20 protein-coding genes are annotated in these 21929 nt (G+C 72.2%); 12 read left to right on the top strand and 8 right to left on the bottom strand.

Features of this window, described 5'->3' with window-relative positions; all coding sequences use genetic code 11:
• Positions 1-107: 107 nt before the first annotated feature.
• Entirely contained in the window at positions 108-2000 is a 1893-nt protein-coding gene (locus Q9S71_RS13915; protein ID WP_311862967.1) for a BglG family transcription antiterminator, read from the top strand.
• Here Q9S71_RS13915 and Q9S71_RS13910 read toward each other — a convergent pair whose 3' ends face one another.
• The 3 genes from Q9S71_RS13910 to Q9S71_RS13900 are packed head-to-tail and all read right to left on the bottom strand — an operon-like array spanning position 2001 to position 5067.
• Positions 2001-2579: a GNAT family N-acetyltransferase gene (locus Q9S71_RS13910; RefSeq protein ID WP_311862966.1), complete on the bottom strand. Its 579-nt coding sequence runs from the start codon at positions 2577-2579 to the stop codon at positions 2001-2003. It lies immediately after the preceding gene.
• A complete protein-coding gene (locus Q9S71_RS13905) occupies positions 2576-4240 on the bottom strand; it encodes a phospho-sugar mutase (protein WP_311862965.1) in 1665 nt (554 codons plus the stop codon). Before Q9S71_RS13905 ends, Q9S71_RS13910 begins: the two co-directional genes overlap by 4 nt.
• Entirely contained in the window at positions 4237-5067 is an 831-nt protein-coding gene (locus Q9S71_RS13900; protein WP_311862964.1) for a purine-nucleoside phosphorylase, read from the bottom strand. The genes Q9S71_RS13905 and Q9S71_RS13900 overlap by 4 nt, the downstream gene beginning before the upstream one ends.
• An 84-nt stretch (positions 5068-5151) precedes the next feature.
• Here Q9S71_RS13900 and Q9S71_RS13895 point away from each other — a divergent pair, with 84 nt between their 5' ends.
• Complete coding sequence (locus Q9S71_RS13895; RefSeq protein ID WP_422880357.1) at positions 5152-6612, top strand: NAD(P)H-quinone dehydrogenase; 1461 nt, start codon at positions 5152-5154, stop codon at positions 6610-6612.
• Between the two features lie 10 nt (positions 6613-6622).
• Here the strand turns inward: Q9S71_RS13895 and Q9S71_RS13890 are convergent, their stop codons facing one another.
• From Q9S71_RS13890 to Q9S71_RS13880, 3 genes are all read right to left on the bottom strand, one after another.
• Positions 6623-7066, bottom strand: a complete 444-nt coding sequence (locus Q9S71_RS13890) for a hypothetical protein (RefSeq protein ID WP_311862962.1) — start codon at positions 7064-7066, stop codon at positions 6623-6625.
• A gap of 38 nt (positions 7067-7104) precedes the next feature.
• Positions 7105-8886: an acetyl/propionyl/methylcrotonyl-CoA carboxylase subunit alpha gene (locus Q9S71_RS13885; protein ID WP_311862961.1), complete on the bottom strand. Its 1782-nt coding sequence runs from the start codon at positions 8884-8886 to the stop codon at positions 7105-7107.
• Between the two features lie 81 nt (positions 8887-8967).
• Positions 8968-9633, bottom strand: a complete 666-nt coding sequence (locus Q9S71_RS13880) for a Maf family protein (protein WP_311862960.1) — start codon at positions 9631-9633, stop codon at positions 8968-8970.
• A 71-nt stretch (positions 9634-9704) separates the two neighbouring features.
• Between Q9S71_RS13880 and Q9S71_RS13875 the strand changes: the two genes are divergently transcribed.
• From Q9S71_RS13875 to Q9S71_RS13860, 4 genes are read left to right on the top strand one after another with little or no spacing between them, the layout of a single operon-like run.
• Positions 9705-10985: a class I SAM-dependent RNA methyltransferase gene (locus Q9S71_RS13875; protein WP_311862959.1), complete on the top strand. Its 1281-nt coding sequence runs from the start codon at positions 9705-9707 to the stop codon at positions 10983-10985.
• 16 nt (positions 10986-11001) lie between these two features.
• Positions 11002-11658 (top strand): response regulator, encoded by a 657-nt coding sequence (locus Q9S71_RS13870; protein ID WP_311862957.1) that lies wholly within the window; start codon positions 11002-11004, stop codon positions 11656-11658.
• Positions 11648-12862 carry a sensor histidine kinase gene (locus Q9S71_RS13865; RefSeq protein WP_311862955.1) on the top strand — a complete coding sequence of 405 codons (1215 nt, stop codon included), beginning with the start codon at positions 11648-11650 and terminating at the stop codon, positions 12860-12862. Before Q9S71_RS13870 ends, Q9S71_RS13865 begins: the two co-directional genes overlap by 11 nt.
• Positions 12859-13944, top strand: a complete 1086-nt coding sequence (locus Q9S71_RS13860; protein ID WP_311862952.1) for a hypothetical protein — start codon at positions 12859-12861, stop codon at positions 13942-13944. The genes Q9S71_RS13865 and Q9S71_RS13860 overlap by 4 nt, the downstream gene beginning before the upstream one ends.
• A gap of 217 nt (positions 13945-14161) precedes the next feature.
• Here Q9S71_RS13860 and Q9S71_RS13855 read toward each other — a convergent pair whose 3' ends face one another.
• Together Q9S71_RS13855 and Q9S71_RS13850 are read right to left on the bottom strand one after the other, a co-directional pair.
• On the bottom strand, positions 14162-14392 hold the full coding sequence (locus Q9S71_RS13855; RefSeq protein ID WP_064001378.1) for an acyl-CoA carboxylase subunit epsilon: 231 nt from the start codon (positions 14390-14392) through the stop codon (positions 14162-14164).
• Positions 14389-15978, bottom strand: a complete 1590-nt coding sequence (locus Q9S71_RS13850) for an acyl-CoA carboxylase subunit beta (RefSeq protein ID WP_374209393.1) — start codon at positions 15976-15978, stop codon at positions 14389-14391. The genes Q9S71_RS13855 and Q9S71_RS13850 overlap by 4 nt, the downstream gene beginning before the upstream one ends.
• 138 nt (positions 15979-16116) lie before the next feature.
• On the opposite strand from Q9S71_RS13850, the gene Q9S71_RS13845 reads away from it, so the two are divergent.
• From Q9S71_RS13845 to Q9S71_RS13820, 6 genes are all read left to right on the top strand, one after another.
• The gene (locus Q9S71_RS13845) at positions 16117-16899 is read left to right on the top strand and encodes a biotin--[acetyl-CoA-carboxylase] ligase (RefSeq protein WP_311862950.1); all 783 of its coding nucleotides are present in this window, start codon (positions 16117-16119) and stop codon (positions 16897-16899) included.
• Positions 16900-16950: 51 nt separating this feature from the next.
• Positions 16951-17505, top strand: coding sequence for a PH domain-containing protein (locus Q9S71_RS13840; RefSeq protein ID WP_311862949.1), 555 nt, complete (start codon positions 16951-16953; stop codon positions 17503-17505).
• Between the two features lie 55 nt (positions 17506-17560).
• Positions 17561-18688 (top strand): 5-(carboxyamino)imidazole ribonucleotide synthase, encoded by a 1128-nt coding sequence (locus tag Q9S71_RS13835; RefSeq protein WP_311862947.1) that lies wholly within the window; start codon positions 17561-17563, stop codon positions 18686-18688.
• A gap of 97 nt (positions 18689-18785) precedes the next feature.
• Entirely contained in the window at positions 18786-19253 is a 468-nt protein-coding gene (gene purE / locus Q9S71_RS13830) for a 5-(carboxyamino)imidazole ribonucleotide mutase (RefSeq protein WP_311863312.1), read from the top strand.
• Between the two features lie 25 nt (positions 19254-19278).
• Positions 19279-20733: an LCP family protein gene (locus Q9S71_RS13825; protein ID WP_311862945.1), complete on the top strand. Its 1455-nt coding sequence runs from the start codon at positions 19279-19281 to the stop codon at positions 20731-20733.
• A gap of 19 nt (positions 20734-20752) precedes the next feature.
• Positions 20753-21862 carry a glycosyltransferase gene (locus Q9S71_RS13820; protein ID WP_311862943.1) on the top strand — a complete coding sequence of 370 codons (1110 nt, stop codon included), beginning with the start codon at positions 20753-20755 and terminating at the stop codon, positions 21860-21862.
• Positions 21863-21929: the final 67 nt, after the last annotated feature.

Below are 21929 nucleotides of genomic sequence, written 5' to 3'. Positions count from 1 at the left end.
CGACTCCCAGGAAGCGACAACCAGGCCTTCTTCCGCGGGGGAGGAAACCCCGGTGGTCCGGCGGATGGTTGACTGGACCCGTGAGTCGGACGAGGCAGGATCGCGTCATGGCGCTCCTGGCGAGGGATGCCGGGTGGCGTACCGCCGGCGAGCTCGCCGACCTCGTCGGGGTGACGCCCCGCAGCATCCGTTCGTACGTGGCCGCCCTCAACGCGCGGGTGCCCGGCGGCGACGCCGTCGAGTCAGGTCCGTCCGGCTACCGCGCGGGTGCCGGAGCGGCGGGGGCGCTGCAGCCGGCATCCGAGGAGACTCCTCGCGACCGGTTGCACCGGCTCGTTCGCGACATCCTCGATGCGCCGGACGGCATCGACGTGTACGCCGCGGCGCAGCGCTTCCACGTGAGCGACGCCACCCTCGAAGCCGATCTCGGACGCGTGCGCGCGCTGCTGAGCGGCACGCAGCTGACCCTCGAGCGCTCCGCGGAGCGCGTGCGGTTGGTGGGGACGGAGATGGCCCAGCGGCGCCTGCTCAGCCGACTGGCGCACGACGAGATGGAGCAGGGCGCCTTCGACCTGCGCGCCCTGCGGCGCGCCCTCGGCGAGAGCACCGCCGAGACATCCGCGCTCGGGGCGTTCAAGGACGACCTGGTCGCGGGCCTCGGCGACCTGGGATACCTCGTCAACGAGTTCGGCATCGGCGACGTCATGATGCACATCGCGATCGCCGCCGACCGGGTGGGGCGCGGACGCGGACTCGACGGCCCTCCGGTCGACGACGCGCCCGCGCGTGCGCGGATCGCCGACCTGCTCGATCGCCTCGCCGTCGCGCACCTCGGCGTCCGCCTGGGCGACGGTGACCGCGACCACCTCGCCGCGCTCGTGCAGACCCGCGTCGTGGCGCCGGGCGCGGCCGAACCCGACACCGTCATCCGGGGCCGGCTCGATGCGGACGTCGAGACCGCCGTGCGCGGGATCGTCGCGCAGGCGGCATCCGAGTTCCTCGTCGACATCGATCACGACGACTTCATCCTGCGCCTCGCCCTCCACGTCCAGAACCTGCGTCAGCGCGCGCAGGACCAGGCCTGGTCGCGCAACGCGCTCACCCGTTCGCTCAAGTCCAGCTACCCGATGATCTTCGAGGTCGCCGTCTTCATCGCCGAGCAGCTGCGCGACGTCGTCGGCGCACCTCTGTACGAGGACGAGATCGCCTACATCGCGATGCACGTCGGCGGCCGGCTCGAGCGGTCCCGCCAGTCGGCTCGTCTGCTGACGGTGACGCTCGTGTGCCCGGGGTACTACGAGATGCACGAGCTGCTGCGGGCGAGCATCGACCGCGCGCTCGGTCGCGAGATCGAGGTCGTCGCCGTCGAGACGCGCGTCGATCCGGACTGGGCGGGGCTCGACACCGATCTCGTCCTCACGACGATCGATCCGCCCGCGCCGTCCGACCGCATCGTCCGGGTGCAGCCCTTCCTCACCGAACCCGACGTCGAGCGCGTCCAGGGCGCGGCGGCTCGCGCCCGCCGCGCGCGACGCTTGGCGGGCCTGCGCGCGGAGCTCGAGCGGTACTTCTCCGCCGAGGCCTTCGTGCCCCGCCTGCCCGCCGATGCGGACGAGGAGACCGTGATCCGCGGGCTCGGCGGACTGCTGGCGGCCCAGGGCGTCATCACCGAGGACTACGTCACCCGCACGCTCGAGCGGGAGCGCATCTCCTCGACGGCTTTCACCGATGCGCTCGCCGTCCCGCACGCCATCGGGATGACCGCGACCCGCACCGCGATCGCCGTGGGCCTGGCCGACCCGTCGATCCGTTGGGGCGACGGACGGGTGCAGGTCGTGACGATGGTCGCGTTCTCGGAGTCCGACCGCGAGGCCTTCCAGACGGTGTTCGAGCAGCTCGTCGAGGTGTTCAGCGAACGCGACAGCGTGCAGCGGATCCTGCGCCGCGGCACGACGTTCGCCGCGTTCCTCGACGAGCTCGTCGCCGTCGTCGACGGCTGATCAGCGCGCCAGGCGCGCCTCGAGCCCCATCTTCACCCCGGGCCACTCGTGGGGGAGGATCGAGTACACGACGGTATCGCGCAGCGTGCCGCCGGGGCCGATGCGGTGGTTGCGCAGGACGCCGTCTCGGCGCGCGCCGAGACGTTCGATCGCGGCCTGCGACTGCCGGTTGTGCCACGACGTGCGGAATTCCACCGCGATCGCTTCGCACGCCTCGAACGCGTGCCCGAGCAGCAGCAGCTTCGCGGTCGTGTTGACGTCTGTCCGCTGCACGCTCGGCGACAACCACGTGTAGCCGATCTCGACCCGGCGGTTGACCTGGTCGATGCCGCAGAAGGTCGTCATCCCGCTCGGAGTGCCGTCGACGAGGACCGCGAACGGGTTCATCCGCCCGGCTGCGTGCTCGGCACGCCGCCAGCTGATCTCGTCGGGGACGGATGCCGGGATGGCGGTGTACCAGGCGTACTCGAGGCCCTCGCGGGCCGCCGCGAGGTCGTCGGCGTGCGCGGCATCGAGCGGGACCAGTTGCACGCGACCGCGGCTCAGGACGACCGGCTCCGTGAGCGGAGTCGCCGTCACGTCTGCGCCGCCGCGAGGATATCCCGGACGCCGGCGTCCACCGCCGCCAGCCGGGCCGCCGCATCCTCCGCCGAGTCGCCGCGGACGTCGAGGTAGGCCTTGAGCTTCGGTTCGGTCCCGCTCGGGCGCACGATGACGCGCGATCCGTCGGTCAGCCACACCCGCAGCACGTCGCCGCGCGGCGAGCCCTCGGGAGCGGTGAGCAGGTCCTCGATGCGCTCGACGGCGACCGTACCGACGGATGCCGGGGGCGCCGCGCGCAGCGCGCTCATGATGCGGCCGATCACCGACACGTCGTCGACGCGGAGGGACACCTGCCCGCTCGCGAAGTGCCCGAAGGTCGCGGCCGACTCGTCGAGCAGGTCGCCGAGCGTCCGGCCCTCCTCGCGCGCCTCGGCGACGAGGCCCAGCACGGCGACGGCGGCCGAGATGCCGTCCTTGTCGCGCACGGTGTCGGGGTTCACGAGGTAGCCGAGCGCCTCTTCGAACCCGTAGACGAGCCCGGGGGCACGCGAGATCCATTTGAAGCCGGTCAGCGTGGCGGCGAAGTCGAGGCCGTAGTGCTCGGCGATCGCCTGCAGGCCGGGCGACGAGACGATCGAGCACGCGAGGGTGCCCGCGGTCGCGGTGCGCGCCGCGCGCCAGCCGAGGAGCAGCCCGACCTCGTTGCCGGTGAGCCGGCGCCAGCCGCCGGGGGCGGCGGCATCCGGGATCGCGACGGCGAGCCGGTCGGCGTCGGGATCGTTGGCGAGGATCAGCTCCGCGCCGGCGGCGCGGGCCGCCTCGAACGAGAGGTCCATCGCGCCGGGCTCTTCCGGGTTGGGGAAGGCGACCGTCGGGAACCGCCCGTCGGGCTCGATCTGGTCGGCGACCACCGTCGGCGCCGGGTACCCCGCGGTCTCGAGGATGCGCGAGAGGGTCTCGTGGCCCACGCCGTGCATCGCGGTGTAGACCCAGTTCAGACCGGCCGCACCGGCCGGGGCGGGGGCGACGAGCGCTGTGGCGCGCACGTAGGCGTCCACGACGTCCTCGCCGGCGGTCTCGTAGTCCGCCGAGCGGGGGATCGCGCCGAGGTCCGCCCGGGCGGCGACCTCGTCGATGTGCGCCGCGATCTCGGCATCCGCGGGTGAGACGATCTGGGCGCCGTCATCGGCACCGCCGAGGTACACCTTGTAGCCGTTGTCGTCCGGCGGGTTGTGGGATGCCGTCACCATGACCCCGGCGGAGGCGCCCAGGTGCCGGACGGCGAACGCGAGCACGGGTGTCGGAAGCAGGCGGGGGAGGAGGATGGCGCGCAGGCCCGCGCCGGCGAAGATCTCCGCGCTGTCACGGGCGAACACGTCGGAGTTGCGACGACCGTCGTAGCCGACGACGACCGACGGGGTCTCTTCGCCCGCGCGCTCGCGCAGGTACGCGGCGAACCCGGCGGCCGCCTGCCCGACGAGGACGCGGTTCATGCGGTTCGACCCGGCGCCCAGGGCTCCGCGCAGCCCTGCGGTCCCGAAGGCCAGCCGCGTGTCGAACCGGTCGTGCAGGTCGTCGAGCGCCGCCGCGTCACCGGCCTCGGCCCGCTCGATCAGCGCGCGCAGCTCGTCGCTCGTCTGCGGGTCGGGGTCCTGCGCGAGCCACCCGCGGGCGACGTCGAGGACGCCCTCGCTCACAGGACGCCGATCACGCGCGCGAGCAGGTCGGAGATGACCGGCTCGGCCTCGCGGCCCGCCTCGATGACCTCCTGGTGGCTCAACGGGGTGGTCTGGATGCCGGCGGCGAGGTTCGTGATGAGCGAGAAGCCCAGGATCTCCATGCCCGCCTGGCGCGCGGCGATCGCCTCGAGGGCCGTCGACATGCCGACGATGTGCCCGCCGATCGCCTTGGCCATCTGCACCTCGGCGGGGGTCTCGTAGTGCGGTCCGCGGAACTGGCAGTACACGCCTTCGTCGAGCGAGGGGTCGACGGTGCGGGCGAGGTCGCGCAGGCGCCGCGAGTAGAGGTCGGTGAGGTCGATGAAGGTCGCGCCCTCGAGGGGGGAGTCGGCCGTCAGGTTGATGTGGTCGCTGATGAGCACGGGCTGCCCCGGCGTCCACGACGTCTTGATGCCGCCCGCGCCGTTGGTGAGGACCATCGTCTTGGCGCCGGTCGCGGCGGCCGTGCGCACACTGTGCACGACACGACGCACGCCGTGCCCTTCGTAGTAATGCGTGCGCGCGCCGATCACGAGCACGCGCTTGCCGTCCGGGGTGAGGATGCTGCGGATCGACCCGACGTGCCCTTCGAGGGCGGGCTTGCTGAACCCGGTGACATCGGTCGCGGCCAGGGTCGCCGTCGTCTCGCCGATGAGCTCGGCGGCCTTGCCCCAGCCGCTCCCGAGCGTCAGGGCGATGTCGTGGTGGTCGACGCCGGTGAGGTGGGCGATGTCGTCGGCGGCGGTCCGTGCGACCTCGAACGGGTCGGCGGTGGGGTCGTCGAGCGGGTGGGTCTCCTCGTGCATGCTCCCACTCTAGGAACCCGGGGACGGCTCGGCCACACGGCGCGCATCGCGTCGCGGCGCACGGGAACCCTGCGGACTGGAAGAATGGTGCGCATGTCTGTGAGCTTCGAGACCACCCAGAGCGTCGCGATCATCGGCGGCGGCCCCGGCGGATACGAGGCGGCTCTCGCAGCGGCCCAGCTGGGCGCCGAGGTGACGCTCGTCGAGCGCGCGGGCATCGGCGGTTCCGCGGTCATCACGGACGTCGTCCCCTCCAAGACCCTCATCGCCACCGCCGACGCCGCCGTCGCCATCCGCGGCGCCTCCGATCTCGGGGTGCAGCTGTTCGCCCGGGGCGACAGCGGCAAGCCGCTCAAGCCCGAGATCGCGATCAACCTCGGCGCGGTCAACAAGCGGCTCCTGTCGCTGGCCCGTCAGCAGTCCGACGATCAGCGCGCGCAGCTGGTGGATGCCGGGGTCCGCATCATCTCCGGCCACGGCCGCCTCGACGGGACGCACGCCGTCGTCGTCTCGACCGGCCCCGGCGGCACCGACTTCGACCGGATCGAGGCCGACACCCTCGTGGTCTCGGTGGGCGCCTCGCCGCGCGAGCTCGACAGCGCGAAGCCCGACGGGGAGCGCATCCTGACCTGGACGCAGCTCTACAACATGTCGTCGCTGCCCGAGCACCTTATCGTCGTGGGGTCCGGCGTCACGGGCGCGGAGTTCGCCGGCGCCTACATGAACCTCGGGTCGAAGGTGACGCTGATCTCGAGCCGCGACCAGGTCCTCCCCGGTGAGGACTCCGACGCGGCGGCCGTCATCGAGAAGGTCTTCACCCGCGGCGGCATGGAGGTGCTGTCGAAGTCCCGCGCCGAGAAGGTGGAGCGCACGAAGGACGGCGTGGTCGCGACGCTGTCCGACGGTCGCACCGTCGAGGGCAGCCACTGCCTCATGGCCGTCGGTTCGATCCCGAACACCGCCGGCATCGGACTGGAGGATGCCGGGGTCCAGCTCACCGGCTCGGGTCACATCCAGGTCAACCGCGTCGCGCGGACGTCGGTCCCCAACATCTACGCCGCCGGTGACTGCACGACCTTCCTCCCGCTCGCTTCGGTCGCCGCCATGCAGGGGCGCATGGCCGTCTTCCACGCGCTCGGCGACACCGTCATCCCGCTCGAGAAGCACCGCGTCACGGCGAACATCTTCACGGCGCCCGAGATCGCTACCGTCGGACGCCAGGAGCGCGACATCGAGTCCGGCGCGGTCAACGGCACCGTCCACAAGCTCCCGCTGGCCGCCAACGCGCGCGCGAAGATGATGGGCGTCAAGGACGGCTTCGTGAAGATCATCGCCCGAGAGGGGTCGGGCACCGTCATCGGCGGCGTCATTGTCGCCCCGCGCGCCTCCGAGCTGATCTACCCGATCGCCATCGCCGTCGAGCGGCGCCTCACGGTCGACCAGCTCTCCCGCGTGTTCGCGGTGTTCCCGTCGCTCGCGGGCAGCATCACCGACGCGACCCGCGCGATGCACCAGGTCGCCCGGGACGAGGACACCTACACCTGATCCGCGCGCGTCAGCCGACGGCGATCGCGGTCACATACAGGTAGGTCGGCACCGGCGCGGTCCCCGACGCCGAGACGGCCCGCGCCGACGAGCCATCGAACGGGATGCGGTGCGGCTCGGTGTCGCAGACGATCTGATTCGTGATCGTCATCTGTCCGCCGTCCGCGGTCATCACGTTCACCGTGACGTCGGCGGTCACGTCGTCGCCCCCGTAGCACCGGGCATCCGCTCCGATGATCCCCACCGATGTCGCGAAGTCCGCTCTCACTTCGCCCGAGCTCCCCGGGCTGACCTTCATCCCCAGGGCGGCAGCACCGTCGGCGACGGGATCGTCGCCGACGGTGTCCAACCACGCACCCGCGGCGTCGACGTCGACGGTCGGCGTGGCGGAGCATCCGGTCAGGAGGAGCGCCAGTGCGGAGGCCGCGATCACCGGCGCACGCAGAGTCCTCATGCCCATACCCTAGGGGCGGTCCGTTCCGCCCGACAGGATCAGGAGATCGTGAGCAGCTGATGCCCCGCCGACACGGTCGTGCCGGGCTGCGCGTTGATCGCGCCGACCACGCCGTCCTTGTGCGCCTGGATGGGCTGCTCCATCTTCATCGCCTCGAGGACGACGACGAGGTCGCCCTTGACGACCTGCTGTCCCTCTTCGACGGCGATCTTGACGACGGTGGCCTGCATGGGCGACGCGACGGCGTCGCCGCTCGCGCCCGAGACGGCACCCGCGGCGTGCGAACGGCGCGACGGGGGCACGGCGACGGGGCGTCCGACGGCGGCGGGTGCGTGGGTCAGCCGGTCCGGCAGGCTCACCTCGAGTCGCTTGCCCGACACCTCCACGACGACGGTGTGGCGGCCCTCGGGTTCGGCGGCGGGACCCGCCTCGCCGTCCCATGCGGGGATGTCGTTGTGGAACTCGGTCTCGATCCAGCGGGTGAAGACGCCGAACGTGCCGTCCTCGGCCGTGAAGGCGGGGTCGCGGACGACCTTCCGGTGGAAGGGCAGCACCGTCGGCATCCCGGCCACCTCGAACTCGTCGAGGGCGCGGCGCGACCGCTCGAGGGCCTCTTCGCGCGTGCGTCCCGTGACGATGAGCTTGCCCAGGAGCGAGTCGAAGGCGCCCGAGACGCTGTCGCCGGCGGTGACGCCGGAGTCCAGGCGCACGCCCGGTCCGCCGAAGGTCTTGAACACGTGGATGTCGCCGGGGGCGGGGAGGAACCCGCGGCCCGGGTCCTCGCCGTTGATGCGGAACTCGAACGAGTGCCCGACCGGCTCGGGGTCGGCGTAGTCGAGCGTGCCGCCCTCGGCGATGCGGAACTGCTCGCGGACGAGGTCGATGCCGGTGACCTCCTCGGAGACCGGGTGCTCGACCTGCAGGCGGGTGTTCACCTCGAGGAACGAGATCGTCCCGTCGGCGCCGATGAGGAACTCGCACGTGCCGGCCCCGACGTAGCCGACCTCCTTGAGGATCGCCTTCGACGCGGAGTACAGGATCTCGTTCTGCTCGGCCGTGAGGAACGGCGCGGGAGCCTCTTCGACGAGCTTCTGGTGGCGGCGCTGCAGCGAGCAGTCGCGGGTCGACACCACGACGACGTTGCCCGCGGCATCCGCGAGGCACTGCGTCTCGACGTGGCGCGGCTTGTCGAGGTACTTCTCGACGAAGCACTCGCCGCGGCCGAACGCCGCGATGGCCTCGCGGGTCGCGGACTCGAAGAGCTCCTCGACCTCGTCGAACTCGCGTGCGACCTTGAGACCGCGACCGCCGCCGCCGTACGCGGCCTTGATCGCGATGGGAAGGCCGAACTCGCGCGCGAAGGCGATGACCTCGTCGGCGCCCTCGACCGGTCCCGGGGTGCCCGGGGCGAGCGGTGCGCCGACCTTCTCGGCGACGTGGCGGGCGGTGACCTTGTCTCCGAGCGCCTCGATGGCCTCGGGGGAGGGGCCGATCCAGACCAGCCCCGCGCCGATCACGGCGCGGGCGAAGTCGGCGTTCTCGGCGAGGAAGCCGTAGCCGGGGTGGACGGCGTCGGCGCCCGAGCGGCGGGCGACCGAGAGGATCTTCTCGATGGAGAGGTAGGTGTCGGCGCTCGTCGAGCCGCCGAGGCCGTACGCCTCATCAGCGAGGCGCGCGTGCATCGCATCGCGGTCCTGGTCGGCGTAGACCGCCACCGACGACTTCCCCGAGTCGCGTGCGGCGCGGATGATGCGCACCGCGATCTCGCCTCGGTTGGCGATCAGCACTTTCGAGATTCCGGTGGTCACGCTCTCAGGCATGGCTTCGAGCCTACCCACGAGTGTGGCCGCTCCTTTGGATCACTCGCACAAGATCATCGGGGTTTCGTGTCGCGGATCCCACTAAGCGGATGCCGCGCCGCCGCCGCCCGCGGAGTTCCACAGCGTCGTCCACTCGACCCCGAGCTCGCGGACGAGTCGGCGCAGGGTCGACAACGACATCCCGACCACCGTTGACGGGTCGCCCCCGACCCGCTCGATGAACGCGCCGCCGAGGCTGTCGACGGTGAAGGCGCCCGCCACCAGCAGGGGCTCACCGGTCGCCACGTAGGCGTCGATCTCGGCATCCGTCACATCCGCCGCGAAGGTCACGGACGCGGCGGCCACCGCATGGGCCTCGACGGGGTCAGCGCCCGGGCGGACGAGGAACACGCTGTGCCCCGAATGGAGGACGCCGGTGCGGCCCCGCATGGACTGCCACCGGGCGCGCGCCGCCTCGGGTGTGTAGGGCTTGCCGAGGATCTCGCCGTCGAGTTCGAACATCGAGTCGCCGCCGACGACGAGGCCCTCGAAACCTTCCGCGGCGACGGTCGCCGCGACGTCGGCCGCCTTGCGTCGGGCGAGGAGGAGCACGTGTTCCTCCGGCGGCAGCGTGCGGGCCTGCGCCGCCTCGACCGCCGCGATCACGGCCTCCTCGTCGACCTGCGGTGAGCGGGTGGTCGGCTCGATGCCGACCTGGCGCAGCAGCATCAGACGGGCGGGGGAGGTGGAGGCGAGGCACACGCGCATACCGACCACGGTAGCCGCGCGAGCGGGAGTCGATGACGGTCCGCGGCGACCCGGTGTGAAAGCATCGAAGCATGCAACCGGGAGACCTCCTCGACCTCGAGATCACCGCCGTCGCGCACGGCGGTGTGTTCGTCGCCCGGCACGAGAACCGGGTCGTGTTCGTCTCGGACGCGATCCCCGGCGAGCGGGTGCGCGTCGCCCTCACCGACACGCGCAAGGCGTCGTTCTGGCGGGGCGACACCGTGGAGGTGTTGGATGCCTCGCCCCACCGCCGTCCGCACGTGTGGGCGCCCGCCGACGTGAGCACACCCCCCGACGCCCGGCCCGGCGGTGCGGACTTCGGTCACATCGCCCTCGCCCACCAGCGCGTACTGAAGGCGGACGTCCTCCGCGACGCGCTGTCCCGCTTCGCCGGGTCCACTGCCCCCGTCACGATCGAGCCGCCCCTCCCGCAGATGCGCGGCGACCGTCTCGTCGAGGAATCCGCCGACGGCACGGGGTGGCGCACCCGGGTCAGCCTGCACGTCGACGACGAGGGGCGCATCGGCCCGTTCGCGGCCCGCAGCCACCGCGTCATCCCCGTCGACGACCTGCCCCTCGCGACCGCGGGCATCGCCCGCGCGGCGAGCCGTCGGCGCGGCGGCTCCGCCGGCCGCCTCGACCTCGTGCAGCCCGCCGACGGACGCGTGCGCGTCATCCCGCGTGCCGAGCCCGGCCGTTCCCGGCGCCCGGCTCCGGTCGACCCCGCGGCCCGGGAGGTCGTGGTCGAGACCGTCGGCGACCGGGAGTTCCGCGTCGATGCGGGCGGCTTCTGGCAGGTCCACCGCCTCGCCGCCGGCACCCTGCACGACGCGGTCGCCGACGCCGTCGCGGATGCCGTCGACCCCGACGGATGGCACCTCGATCTCTACGGCGGGGTCGGGCTGCTCGCCGCATCCGTCGCCGGTGTCGGCGGTCCCGCCACCCGGATCACCTCGGTGGAGTCCGACGCCCGCGCGACCGAGCACGCGGGCGAGAACCTCGCCGCGTGGATCGGGGCCCGCGCGGAGACCGGCCGGGTCGACCGGTGGGTCGGAAACCTCGTCCAGACGGCCACCCCCGCGCAGCGCGCCCGGCTCGCGCGCGGGACCGTGGTCCTCGACCCGCCCCGCGCGGGCGCCGGACGCGACGTCGTCGAGCAGCTCGTCGACCTCTCACCGGCACGCATCGTCTACGTCGCGTGCGACCCCGTCGCCCTCGCCCGCGACCTCGGCACCTTCGCCGCGCACGGGTACACGACGCCCGCGGTGCGGGCCTTCGACCTGTTCCCGCACTCGCACCACGTCGAGGCGATCGCCGTGTTGACGCGGTGACGGCTAGGGTGAGCGCATGATCCGCGTCGCCTTGATCGACGACCACGAATCCGTGCGTCTCGGCCTCGAGGCCGCGTGCAGCCGCACGGACCACCTGCGCGTCGTCTTCTCGGGGGAGAGCGTGGCCGCCTACCTCGATTGGCGGACGCTCACGCAGGAGAACCCCGCCGACGTCGTCGTCCTCGACCTCATGCTCGGGGACGGGGCCACCGTGACCGAGAATGTGACCCGCCTCGTCCACGACGGTTCGCCGGTCATCATCCACAGCGTGGCCGATCGCCCGGCCGCCGTCCGCGAGGCGCTGGTCGCGGGGGCTGCGGGCGTGGTGAGCAAGGCCTCGCGCATCGACGACGTCATCTCCGCGATCGACACGGTCGCCCGCGGTCATGCTCTCGACAACGTCGAGTGGGCGTCCGCCGTCGACGGCGACCGGGCCTTCGCCGACGCGCAATTGTCCTCGCGCGAGCGCGACGTGCTGCGTCTGTACGCCGCCGGCCTGCCTCTCAAGACGGTCGCCGAGCGACTCGGGGTGGCTTACTCGACGGCGAAGGAGAACATCACCCGCGTCCGCGTGAAGTACGTGGAGGTCGGTCGGCCCGCCCCCACGAAGGTGGACCTGTTGCGGCGCGCGATGGAGGACGGCCTGGTCGCGGAGGAACCCGGTGGCAGCTGAGGTCGCACCCGCGGGAACGCTGACAATCCCGCCCGACTCGACCTTCTTCTCCCGCGAGAGGGTCGAGCGCATCCTCGCGCTCGTCGTCTCGGTGGGATGCGCCATCCTCGGCTTCCAGTCCCTGTTCCACGCGATCGGTTCCGCGCAGGAGACGCCGGCGTGGAACCTCGTGCTCAGCGTTGTCACCTTCGGCCCGCTGGCGCTCATGATCGCCGCCGGCGTCGCAGGACGCTTCTACCGGGCGCCCGCCGCCGTCTTCGCGATCGTGTTCCCGCTCGTCCTCGTCGTCTGGCCGCTCGCGACCGCGGGTCGGGAGGGCGGCGCGGCGGCGGAGCCCTGGATCTGGTACCTCCTCAACGTCGCGACGGTGGCGACCGCCCTCGTCTTCCCGCTGTGGTTGCAGTACGTGTGGTGCGGCCTCGTCCCGGTCCTCTACGGGGTCGTCCGACTGATCCAGATCGGTGTGGACGGCGCGAGCGTCATCCTCGTCTCGCGTCAGGTGGTCTACGCGATCATCCTCGCCGTCGTCATGATCATGATCGGGTGGATGCTGCGCCTGCTCGCCGAGCGCCTCGATCGCACCCGCGAGGAGGCGGTCCGCTCGTACGCGGCGGCGGCCGCCGCCGACGCGGTGGAGCAGGAGCGGATCTCGGTCGCGGCCCTCATGCACGACAGCGTGCTCGCCGCGCTCATCGCCGCCGAGCGCGCCTCGACGCCGCGCGAGCGCGATCTCGCCGTGGGCATGGCCCGTGACGCGCTCACCCGCCTCGCCAACGCCGACCGGGAAGCCGAGGAAGGCCCGGACGAGCCGGTCGACCCGGCGTTCATCGTCGACGGGTTGCGCCGGGCGGCCGCGGAACACGATCTCGACCTCGACCTGCGCATCACCGTCGATCCGCGCGCTCAGCGGCTCCCGGGACGGGTCGCCCGCGCCCTCGTCCTCGCTGCCGATCAGGCAATCGTCAACGCCGTCGAACACGCCGACGCGGTCGGACTGCACGTCGACGTGAGCGCCGACGACCGTCGGGTCATCGTCCGGGTGGTCGACGCGGGCACGGGCTTCGACGTCCAGGCCGTCCCCGAGGACCGCCTGGGCATCAGCGGCTCGATCGTCGCCCGCACCGCGGCGGTGGGCGGGCAGGCGCTCGTGCGCAGCTCGCGCCGGGGCACCGTGGCCGAACTGCGCTGGGAGTACCCGCGATGAACGTGCGCGTCCAGACGGGACTCTCGATCGTCGCGGTCGTCTTCACCGCCTATCTCGCCGTCGGCGGACTCGTGTGGACCGCGCCGGTGGCGCAGCCGGCGCTGTTCATCGCCGCCCTGTCGCTGTACCTGGTCACCACCTGGCTCTGCGTGTTCTGGGGCTTCACGCCGCGGTCGGTTCCGACGACGGCCGCTCCGGTCGCGGCGGACACGGACGGTCTGCCGCGCGGTGCCTCGCTGCCGCTGTGGCTGTGCCTGCTGGTCCTCGGCACGGCGGTCGCCGTGCCGTTCGCCACCTGGGCGGCGGTCGACGAGGACCTCCGTCGCGCGACGTTCGCCACGTGGAGCCTCGGCGGCATCGGGGCGCTCCTGACGATCGTCGTCGTCCGCCGCCGACCGCTCGTGGCGTGGATCGGTGTCGTCCTGCTCGGGGTGTCGTCGTCGTTCTGGATCGGCATCCTCGATTCCCTCGCCCTCGGACTCGTCGGCGCCGCCGTCTGGGTCGTCGCCGCGCAGCTCCTGACGCGTCTGGTCGACCGGGCGGCCGTCGACACGGCGGAACTCACCGGCATCCAGCGCCGCTCCTTCGAGTGGCTCGCGAGCCAGGAGGGCCGTCGCCGGGAGCGTCGCGTCCGCGTGCAGCAGGCACTCGCCGTCGCCGGCCCCATCCTCATCCGCACGATCGAGTCCGACGGCGACCTTGAGCCCGACGAGCGCGAGCGGGCGCGGCTGGCGGAGGGATCCCTCCGTGACGAGCTGCGCGGGCCGCGCCTGCTCGACGAGGCCGTGCGTGCGCGGCTGCAGGAGGCGCGGCTGCGCGGCAGCACCGTCACCGTCCTCGATGAGGGGGGATTGGATGCCGCCGGCCCGGCCGCGCTCGACCGCATCCGAGCCGAGCTCGCCGACGCCCTCCGCGGCGCCTCGTCGGAGCGGATCTACATCCGCACGTCGCCGCACCCTCGCGTCGCGGTCACGGTGGTGGGCCGGTCCCGCCGACGCGACGACCCGGACGGTGACGAGGTCGTCGACCTCTGGCACGAGATCGCGCATCCGCGCCCGGTGGTCGATCGCCCGACGTCCTGACGGCACCGCGCCGAGAGGACGCGCCGAAAAGAAGAGGCGAGGGGCGGCGAAGCCGCCCGCCCCTCGCCATGCGAGTGGTTACCCGAAAACCGACCCGCACATGCCGATCCGCGCTCTGAGGGATACGGATCGACAGAACGCAGAAGCGTTCCAGCGCTATTAGTCTCTCTGATCGCGAAAAGCGTGTCTGTAGGTACTTTGGGGGACAAATCGGGCGTCAGCCCGCCCACCGGCCCCACGGCACGTCGCGACGCAGATCGTTCCCGACGCCGCGGGCCGAGATCCGCCACGCCGACACGGTCGGCTCGTCCGCGACCGCGGTGCTCGCCTCCTGCGCGAGCGACTCGCTGACGACGGCGATCACCGCGGCGATCTCCTCGGGGGTCGCCGAACCGCGCCGCACGTGGAGGTGCGCCGCATCCGGGCGTGCGTCGTCCGACTCGCTCACAGCGGGATGTTCCCGTGCTTCTTGGCCGGCTGGCTCGCCCGCTTGCCGCGGAGGGCGCGCAGCGCCTTCGCGACGGCGACGCGGGTCTGCGCCGGCTCGATGATCCCGTCGAGCTCACCGCGTTCGGCGGCGAGGAAGGGGGAGGCAACGTTGTACGTGTACTCGTTGGCGAGGCGGGTCCGCACGGCGGCGACGTCCTCGCCGGCCTCCTCGGCGCGCTTGATCTCGCCGCGGTACAGGATGTTGACCGCACCCTGACCGCCCATGACGGCGATCTCGGCGGTCGGCCACGCGAGGTTGATGTCGGCGCCGAGCTGCTTGGAGCCCATCACGATGTACGCGCCGCCGTAGGCCTTGCGGAGGATGACGGTGACGAGAGGGACGGTCGCCTCCGCGTAGGCGTAGAGCAGCTTCGCGCCGCGACGGATGACGCCGGTCCACTCCTGGTCGGTGCCGGGGAGGTAGCCGGGGACGTCGACGAGGGTGAGGATCGGGATCGAGAACGCGTCGCAGAACCGGACGAACCGGCTCGCCTTCTCGCCCGCGTCGATGTTGAGCGTTCCCGCCATCTGCGACGGCTGGTTCGCGATGATGCCGACCGTCCGCCCCTCGATGCGACCGAAGCCGATGACGATGTTCGGTGCGAACAGCGGCTGCACCTCGAGGAAGTCGCCCGCGTCGACGATGTGCGAGATGACCTCGTGGATGTCGTAGGGCTGGTTGGGGGAGTCTGGGATGACCGTGTTCAGGACGCGATCGGAGTCGGTCGTCTCGAACTCGAAGCCGGACTCGTAGCCCGGGGCATCCGACATGTTGTTGTCGGGCAGGAAGCTGATGAGGGTGCGCGCGTAGTCGATCGCGTCGTCCTCGTCCTCGGCGAGGTAGTGCGCGACACCCGAGCGGGTGTTGTGCGTGTGCGCGCCGCCGAGCTCCTCCATGCCGACGTCTTCGCCGGTGACGGTCTTGATGACATCGGGGCCGGTGACGAACATCTGGCTCGTCTTGTCGACCATGATCACGAAGTCGGTGAGGGCGGGGGAGTAGACCGCGCCGCCGGCGGCGGGTCCCATGATGAGCGAGATCTGCGGGATGACGCCCGATGCCGCGGTGTTCAGGCGGAAGATCTCGCCGTACTTGCCGAGCGCGACCACACCCTCCTGGATGCGCGCGCCGCCGGAGTCGAGGATGCCGATGATCGGGATGCCGCTGCGCAGCGCCAACTCCATGACCTTGATGATCTTCTCGCCGGCCACCTCGCCGAGCGATCCGCCGAAGGTCGTGAAGTCCTGCGAGTACACCGCGACCGTGCGGCCGTGGATCGTGCCGGTCCCCGTGACGACCGAATCGCCGTACGGGCGGGAGCGGTCCATGCCGAAGGCGGTCGTCCGGTGCCGGACGTACTCGTCGAGTTCGACGAAGGAGCCCGGGTCGACGAGCAGTTCGATCCGCTGGCGGGCGGTGAGCTTCCCCTTCGCGCCCTGCTTGGCGCGGGCGGTCTCCTCGGCGGAGACGACGGCTTCTTCGTAGCGGGCACGGAGGTCGGCGATCTTGCCGGCGGTCGTGAAGAGGTCGGGCTGATCGGTCACGCGTTCCACCCTAGCGAGCGCGGTCCCGGCGGCGTTGGATACCGGCGACAATCGCCGAGCGGATCCGCTGTGGCATCCCTCAGGATGTCGGCTGTCAAGCCGCCCGGCGCCCGACGCGGCCGCGTCTAGGGTGGCGGCATGTCGATCCCCGAGAACGGTTATCCCCGCGCCGCCGCGGTCAGCCCCCGCCTCCACGTCGCCCCGAGCGTCGACTCGACCAACAAGAAGCTCCTGAAGGACGCCTTCGACGACCCCGAGGGCCATCCGCACCTCTCCGCTGTCGTGACCCGCGACCAGACGGCCGGCCGCGGTCGCCTCGACCGCACGTGGGTCACGCCGCCGGATTCCGCGCTCGCGGTGTCGGTCCTGCTGCGGGTCGAGGCGGTCCCCGTCGCGCAGCGGGGGTGGATCCCCCTCATCGCGGGCGCGGCGATGACCGCGGCCGTCCGGGCGCAGCTGGAGGACCGCGAGGTCGGACTGAAGTGGCCGAACGACGTCCTCGTCGGGGGCCTCAAGATCTGCGGCATCCTCGCCGAGGTCATGCCCGGCGATCCGCACGCCGTCGTGGTGGGAGCGGGCGTCAACACCCGGATGACCGCCGCGGAACTGCCGGTGCCGACCGCCACCTCGTTCGCGGCGCTCGGCCGCACCGCCGACGAGGATCAGCTGCTCGCGGACTACCTCACGAGACTCCGCGACGGGATCGCCGATCTGGCCGTAGGCGGCACCGCCGCGGGCCTTGCGACGACGGCGGTCCGCGACGCGTGCACGACTGTCGGCAGCGACGTCTCCGTCTCCCTTCCCGACGGTTCCTCCCTCATCGGCAGGGCGACCGGCATCGACGATGAGGGGCGGCTGGTGGTCGACGCCGCGGGCGTCGCGCACGTCGTGTCCGCCGGCGACGTCGTGCACGTCCGGTGACGGTGGGCGCGTCGGCGCACCCGGCATCCGTCGTCGCGCCATGATGGTCCCGTGAGCCAGCCGACCGCGTATCCGGGTCGTCCGCGGACGCCCGCTCCGGGTGCCGCCGCACCCGAGCTCGTGATCGCGCGCTTCCGCCGACACGGACGCCGGCTGCTGTGGCCCGCGATCGTGCTCATCGCCGCGGCGGGGACGACGGGCTACTTCAGCGGCAACCTCCCGTCGCCGTGGGAGGACTGGATGCTGTGGGCCGCGGCCGGGCTCGTGGTGCTGCTGCTCGCAGCCGTGCCCTATCTGCGATGGTTGTCGCACACCTACACCGTGACCACACGGCGCGTCATCGAGCGGACGGGTCTCGTCCAGCGTCGCCGCGTCGACATCCCCCACGCCCGCGGCTACACCATCTCCGAACGGCGGGGTCCGGTGCAGCGGCTCTGGGGGAGCGGCACCCTGATCCTCGCCAACGGGGTCGACGAACCGGTGCGGCTCGTCGACGTCCCCTCGGTCCGTCTCGTGCACGAGACGCTGTCGGACCAGGTCGAGGTCAGTCAGATCCTCGCCCACCGCGACTCGCACAGCGTCCCGGTCATCGCGACGGACGACTGAGCGTCTGCGGGCGCCCGCCCGGATGCGCGAGAATGTCCAGGTCGGGAGGAGACGCATGGCACTGCAGGTCGGAATCGTCGGAGGCGGTCAGCTCGCGCGGATGATGATCGCACCCGCTGTGGAACTGGGACTCGGCGTCCGGGTCCTCGCGGAGGAACCCGGGATGTCCGCCGGTCTCGCGGCGACCGCGGTCGGCGACTACCGCGACCTCGACACCGTCCTCGCGTTCGCGAAGGACGTCGACGTCATCACCTTCGACCACGAGCACGTCCCGCAGGACGTGCTGCGCGGCCTCGTGGACGCCGGTGTCGCCGTCCACCCCGGTCCCGACGCACTCGCCTACGCGCAGGACAAGATCGACATGCGCACGAAGCTCGCCGAGCTCGGTCTGCCGCAGCCCGACTGGGCTGCTGTGACGGATGCCGCGGCCCTCGACGCCTTCATCGCCGACCACGGCGGCCGCGCCGTCGTGAAGACGCCCCGCGGCGGATACGACGGCAAGGGCGTGCGCGTCGTCTCCTCTTCCGCCGAGGCCGCCGACTGGCTCGACGGCCTGGCGGACGGAGCGGCACTGCTCGCCGAGGAACTCGTCCCCTTCACCCGGGAGCTCGCCCAGCAGGTCGCCCGCCGCCCCTCGGGTGAACTCCTCGTCTACCCGGTCGTCGAGACGGTGCAGCAGGGCGGCGTGTGCGCCGAGGCGATCGCGCCGGCACCGCACTCCGCCGGCCGCCTCGCGGACGTCGCCGCCGAGATCGGCGAGGCGATCGCGACGGGCCTGGGGGTGACGGGCATGCTCGCCGTCGAACTGTTCCAGACCGGCGACGAGCGGCTCCTCGTGAACGAGCTCGCCATGCGTCCGCACAACAGCGGGCACTGGACCCAGGACGGCTCCATCACGAGCCAGTTCGAGCAGCACCTGCGCGCCGTCCTCGACCTGCCGCTGGGCGACACCGCGATGCGCGCACCGCACGCCGTGATGGTCAACATCCTCGGCGGCCCGGCTGAGGGGACCCTCGGTGAGCGACTCCCCGACGCGCTCTCCGCGCACCCCTCGGCGAAGGTCCACACGTACGGGAAGGACCCGCGCCCCGGGCGCAAGGTCGGGCACGTCAACGTGGCCGGGGACGACCTCGACACGGTCGTCTACGAAGCCCGCGCGGCGGCGGCGTTCTTCCTCGATTGACCCGTGCCGTTCCGGAGTTCTCCAGGCTCGCGCGCCTAGCCTTGATCGGGTGAACAGCCCCCTGCACTCATCGACCGCTCCCCTCATCGGCGTCGTGATGGGATCCGATTCGGACTGGCGTGTGATGTCCGACGCGTCGCAGGCGCTGACCGACTTCGGCGTCCCTCACGAGGTCGAGGTGGTGTCCGCCCACCGCACGCCCGACAAGCTGCTGCGCTACGGCCGCGAGGCGCGTGGGCGCGGCCTGCGCGCGATCATCGCCGGTGCCGGCGGCGCGGCGCACCTGCCGGGCATGCTCGCCTCGGTCACGACGCTCCCGGTCATCGGCGTTCCGGTGCAGCTCTCCACTCTTGACGGACTCGACTCCCTGCTGAGCATCGTGCAGATGCCCGCCGGCATCCCCGTCGCGACGGTCTCGATCAACGGGGCGAAGAACGCGGGCCTGCTCGCCGTGCGCCTGCTCGGCTCGGCCGATCCCGAGGTCGCCGACCGCGTCGCCGCCTACGCCGCCGACCTCGAAGTGCAGGTCGAGGAGAAGAACCGCCGCCTGAAGGACTCCCTGTGAGCCGCCGCCCGGTGGGGGAGCCCCGGTGAGCGTCCTGAGCCCGCCGCGGGCGACCTCGTCGCCCGGCCGTGCTCTCGTCGAAGAGCGTCCGCTCCGCAACCCCGATGCCTCGGCCCCCGGCATGATGTCGCGGCGCGCGTGGTGGCTCGTGGCATCCAACTTCCTCCTTCCCGGGTCCGCGCAGATCCTCTCGGGTGGTCGACGTCTGGGCCGCGTCGGCCTCATCTCGACGATCGTGATGTGGGTGTTCCTCTTCACGACGGTGCTCCTGGCGCTGATGTGGCGCTCGATGCTGACGACCCTCGTCGCATCGTGGTGGACGCTGACCCTCGCGCAGGTGCTGCTCTGGGCGTACGCCGCGCTGTGGGTCGTGCTGACGATCGACACGCTCCGGCTCGCCCGCCTGCGGCGTGTGCCCGGACGCACCCGCGCCGCCGTGTCGATCGTCGCGCTGGTCCTCGCGCTCGTCCCCGCCTCGGCGGCCGCGTACACGGCCCAGTCGGTCGTCGCGCCGCTGCGCTCCGGGCTGTCGATCTTCGCCTCCGGCCCGAGCGTGCCCCCGTCGGACGGCTACTACAACTTCCTCCTGCTCGGTGCCGACAGCGGGCAGGGACGCGACTCCATGCGCTTCGACAGCATCTCGGTGGTGTCGGTGAACGCGGACTCCGGCGCGGTGACGATCTTCGGCATCCCGCGCGACCTCCGCCACGTCCCCTTCTCGGACGGACCGATGCGCGACCTGTACCCCGACGGGTTCGAGGGCCACACCTCGTCGACGTGCGGGTGGTCGTCGGGCATCAACCAGCTGATGAACGCCGTCGAGGTGTGCCGCGAGGATCGCGGGGCGAGCCTCTACCCCGATGCCGCCGCGCAGAATTCGACACCGGCCGTCGAAGCGACGAAGGACGCCGCGGAGGGGATCCTCGGCATCGAGATCCCGTACCACGTCTTCATCGACATGCACGGGTTCGCCGACCTCGTCGACGCCCTCGGTGGCGTCAAGATCACGGTCAAGGAACGCCTCCCCGAAGGCCCCGGCCCGCGCTTCGAGGGTCAGCCCGCGGAGGAATGGGCGACCGGATGGATCGAGAAGGGCACCCAGGTCATGGACGGCGAGACCGCGCAGTGGTACGCGCGGTCGCGGTACACGACCAGCGACTGGGACCGGATGCGGCGCCAGCGGGAGCTCCAGACCGCGATCCTCGCCCAGGCGACCCCCTCGACGGTCGCGACCCGCTTCAGCGAGGTCGTCGCGGCGGGCAAGAACCTCGTGCAGACCGACATCCCGGACTCCCTGCTCCCCTTCCTCGTCGATCTCGGCGTAAAGGCGAAGGACCAGGAGGTCCAGGACCTCGAGCTGACGCCGAAGGGGGTCGGCATCGATCCGGAGGACCCCACCGCCGAGGACTGGGCGAAGATCCGCGGCGAGGTCCAGGCGCTCCTGCATCCGCCGACGCCGACACCGACGACCGCGCCGTGAGCGCACAGGGGGAGTTCCGATGACGACCACACTGCGGGTCGTGTTCGACCCGTCCGCTCCCGGCACCGGGCCCGACCTCGCGACTGCCTCCCGGGAGCTGGCCGCCGCGCTGGTCACGACGGCGCCCACCGGGTGCGAGGTGCGCGCGATCATCCCCGGCGACGCGGGGGACGACACCCTGACCGCACAGGGCGTGGCGGCCGCCGATCGCCTCCCGGTCGGCTCCGCCGCCGCCGCGGCCCTGTGGCGGCGCGGACTCCGCGCGGGTGCCGGCGACGGCCTCATCCACTCGGCGACGCTCGCGGCGCCGCTCGTGCGCCACGACCGCGTCCACGACCACGACCAGACGGTCGTGACCCTGTGGGACGTCCGTCCGTGGGATCACCCCGACGAGGTGTCGCGGACGGATGCCGCCTGGGCCCGCGCCATGCTGCGCCGGGCCGTCCGGCACGCCGACGCCGTCGTGGTGCCGACGCACGAGCTCGCCCACCGGGTCGCCGAGCTGGCGCCCCTCGGGGACCGGATCCGGGTGATCGCCGGGGCTCCCGAGAGCGCCCTCCGCGTCCCCAGCGACGAGATCGGACGTCGGCGCGACCTCGGCCTGCCCGAGGGTTACGTCCTGCTCTCGGGCTCGTCGGCGGCATCCGACCGTCTGCGCACCGGCTTCGAGGCCGTCGCAACCTCTGGGCGGGACACGGCCGTCGTCGTGATCGACGCGCCCGACGGTCAGGAACCCGCGATCGCCGAGCTCGCCGCCGCGGCGGGCCTGCCCGAACGACGGGTGCACGTGCGCGGTCACCTCGAGGCGCCCGATCGCGCCGCGGTCCTCGCCGGTGCCGTGGCCCTCCTCGCGCCCTCGGACGGCACCGCCTTCCCCTGGCGGACGCTGGATGCGCTCCGGCTGGGGGTGCCCATCGTGGCCGCCGACAGCGCGACGCACCGCGAACTCCTGCTGGACGGAGCGACCTTCGCGCCGGGCGACGCCGGATCGCTGGGGGACGAGCTCGCCGCGACGCTGGCGTCGACCTCCGCTGTGGAACGACTCGCCGTCCTGTCCGCCGATCGTGGGCGGGCGTTCAGTTGGGCGGGCGCGGCGGAGCGCGTCTGGCAGCTCCACGCCGAACTCTGAGGTCGTCCGAACGCCGGGTGTCGGCGTGTCGCACAACGGATATGCAGCCACGACTGGTAACAGGACG

Source organism: Microbacterium gawkjiense (assembly GCF_031932225.1).
GTDB lineage: Bacteria > Actinomycetota > Actinomycetes > Actinomycetales > Microbacteriaceae > Microbacterium > Microbacterium gawkjiense.
Note: the sequence above shows the minus strand (reverse complement) of the source record. Positions and strands in the feature narration are given on the sequence as shown.

What these genes read in the sequence shown, in the direction of transcription:
- Q9S71_RS13915 (WP_311862967.1), top strand. Translation starts at nt 108, where the DNA reads ATGGCGCTCCTGGCGAGGGATGCCGGGTGGCGTACCGCCGGCGAGCTC.
- Q9S71_RS13900 (WP_311862964.1), bottom strand. Translation starts at nt 5,067, where the DNA reads ATGCACGAGGAGACCCACCCGCTCGACGACCCCACCGCCGACCCGTTC.
- Q9S71_RS13895 (WP_422880357.1), top strand. Translation starts at nt 5,152, where the DNA reads ATGGTGCGCATGTCTGTGAGCTTCGAGACCACCCAGAGCGTCGCGATC.
- Q9S71_RS13890 (WP_311862962.1), bottom strand. Translation starts at nt 7,066, where the DNA reads ATGAGGACTCTGCGTGCGCCGGTGATCGCGGCCTCCGCACTGGCGCTC.
- Q9S71_RS13885 (WP_311862961.1), bottom strand. Translation starts at nt 8,886, where the DNA reads ATGCCTGAGAGCGTGACCACCGGAATCTCGAAAGTGCTGATCGCCAAC.
- Q9S71_RS13880 (WP_311862960.1), bottom strand. Translation starts at nt 9,633, where the DNA reads ATGCGCGTGTGCCTCGCCTCCACCTCCCCCGCCCGTCTGATGCTGCTG.
- Q9S71_RS13875 (WP_311862959.1), top strand. Translation starts at nt 9,705, where the DNA reads ATGCAACCGGGAGACCTCCTCGACCTCGAGATCACCGCCGTCGCGCAC.
- Q9S71_RS13870 (WP_311862957.1), top strand. Translation starts at nt 11,002, where the DNA reads ATGATCCGCGTCGCCTTGATCGACGACCACGAATCCGTGCGTCTCGGC.
- Q9S71_RS13860 (WP_311862952.1), top strand. Translation starts at nt 12,859, where the DNA reads ATGAACGTGCGCGTCCAGACGGGACTCTCGATCGTCGCGGTCGTCTTC.
- Q9S71_RS13845 (WP_311862950.1), top strand. Translation starts at nt 16,117, where the DNA reads ATGTCGATCCCCGAGAACGGTTATCCCCGCGCCGCCGCGGTCAGCCCC.
- Q9S71_RS13835 (WP_311862947.1), top strand. Translation starts at nt 17,561, where the DNA reads ATGGCACTGCAGGTCGGAATCGTCGGAGGCGGTCAGCTCGCGCGGATG.
- purE (WP_311863312.1), top strand. Translation starts at nt 18,786, where the DNA reads ATGGGATCCGATTCGGACTGGCGTGTGATGTCCGACGCGTCGCAGGCG.
- Q9S71_RS13820 (WP_311862943.1), top strand. Translation starts at nt 20,753, where the DNA reads ATGACGACCACACTGCGGGTCGTGTTCGACCCGTCCGCTCCCGGCACC.